General features: G+C 67.2%; 3 protein-coding genes. 2 read left to right on the plus strand and 1 reads right to left on the minus strand.

Going from position 1 to position 1,838, the window contains the following annotated elements:
- A partial coding sequence (hisF, locus tag WB785_RS11725; RefSeq protein ID WP_424079313.1) for an imidazole glycerol phosphate synthase subunit HisF occupies window positions 1-499 on the plus strand: 499 nt, incomplete at its 5' end.
- Window positions 496-861: a phosphoribosyl-AMP cyclohydrolase gene (hisI, locus tag WB785_RS11730; RefSeq protein ID WP_424079315.1), complete on the plus strand. Its 366-nt coding sequence runs from the start codon at window positions 496-498 to the stop codon at window positions 859-861. The genes hisF and hisI, both read left to right, overlap by 4 nt.
- 1 nt (window position 862) lies before the next feature.
- On the opposite strand, the gene WB785_RS11735 is transcribed toward hisI, so the two are convergent.
- On the minus strand, window positions 863-1,838 hold a 976-nt coding region (locus tag WB785_RS11735; protein WP_424079317.1), incomplete at its 5' end, for a serine/threonine protein kinase.

The following is a 1,838-nucleotide window of genomic DNA, read 5'->3' on the forward strand; positions in this document are numbered from 1 at the left end:
GGTGCTGCGGGCAGGCGCGGACAAGGTGTCGATCAACACGGCTGCCATCGCTCGACCTGAGCTGCTGGCCGAGATGGCCAACCAGTTCGGCTCTCAGTGCATCGTGTTGTCCGTCGATGCCCGCACCGTGCCTGCCGGCTCGAACCCGACGTCATCGGGTTGGGAGGTCACCACCCACGGCGGGCGGCGCGGCACCGGCATTGACGCCGTCGAGTGGGCGGCCCGTGGTGCCGAGCTCGGAGTGGGGGAGATCCTGCTCAATTCGATGGACGCCGACGGCACCCAGGCTGGCTTCGATTTGGCGATGTTGCGGGCGGTTCGCGCGGCTGTGACGGTGCCGGTGATCGCCAGCGGGGGCGCGGGTGCGGCCGAACATTTCGCGCCCGCGGTTGCCGCAGGTGCCGACGCGGTATTGGCCGCCAGTGTTTTTCACTTTCGGCAGTTGACGATCGGCCAGGTGAAGGCGGCCATGACCGCAGAAGGGATCACCGTGCGATGACGCTTGATCCTGCCATTGCCGCACGCCTGAAGCGCAACGCAGACGGGCTATTCACCGCCGTCGTCCAGGAGCGCAGCAGCGGCGACGTGTTGATGGTCGCTTGGATGGACGACGAGGCGCTGGCCCGCACCTTGAAAACCCGTGAAGGCACGTATTTTTCACGGTCACGTGGCGAGCAGTGGATAAAGGGAGCGACGTCTGGGCACACCCAGTATGTGCATTCGGTGCATCTGGACTGCGACGGTGACGCGGTGCTGATCCTGGTCGATCAGGTCGGTGGCGCCTGCCACACCGGCGACCACAGCTGCTTCGACGCCGACGTTCTGCTGGAGCCGGGCGACGGCGCACTTGCGCCGCGGTGATCTAGCCGAGGCTCTCTAAGCCAGTGACGGCAGCCACTGCCGCGCGCGCCCATTCGCTTTCTCGCACAGCAGGTTCGATGCGGTTGCGCCGGATGGCCTCGAGATTGGCGGGCGTTGCGCCGGGAAGATCTGCGGGCACCCTAAAGGAGAATCGGTGCTGCCCGGGGGCAATGGCAAGCAGGGCATCGGTGCTACCGAACCCGTTGGCGCGCATCGTTTCCTCCGCCCACCTCAACGGCGTGAGGCCGCCGAAATCGTTGACGTACGCCACCCAGAGGTGCACGTTGCGCTGAGTGTAAAGCCGGTTGATGGCGGTCTCCACCGCAGCACGGCCGGCAGGGACCAACACGCCGGACTGATCGGTGATGTACCGGGTGAGCTGGATCGACGACGGCGCTGCGGGGGCCCCGCTGCTTGGCGGGCTCGGGCCGGGGTTGGTGCCTTCGGCCTGCTGGCTAGTGGTGGTGGGGGCGACGTGACCCGGCGAGTGCGCGTGGCGACGCATCAGATCGACGCCCACCCATCCGGCTACTGCGATCAGTGCGACCGTGGCGACGGCCGAGATCACCACCACCGGGCCCACCCTGCGGCGGCGCGCTTTGGTCGGCGTTGACTGCTGCGGCGCGGCGGCGCGCGCCGTCGGTGCCGAGGCCGCCTGGGCGGCAAGAGTGTCTGCCACGGCAACACCGGGCTGGCCGGTGAGTGCCGTCGCGAAATCTGAACAGTTCGGATAGCGATCGCCGGGGTCTTTTGCCAGCACCTTGGTGATCACGTCGTTGAGTTCCGCGAGCTCGGGTCGACGGTCACCGATCAGTGGGGGCGGCGCGGATAGGTGTTGGGTGATGACGACCGCCGGGTTGGAATTCTGGTACGGCGCTGCCCCGGTCAGCAGGTGAAAAGCGGTGCAGCCAAGCGCATATTGGTCGGCCCGCCCATCGATGTCGGAACCCATGAGTTGTTCGGGCGCGGCGTAGGCC

It is taken from the genome of Mycobacterium sp., assembly GCF_049585075.1.
Taxonomy (GTDB): domain Bacteria; phylum Actinomycetota; class Actinomycetes; order Mycobacteriales; family Mycobacteriaceae; genus Mycobacterium.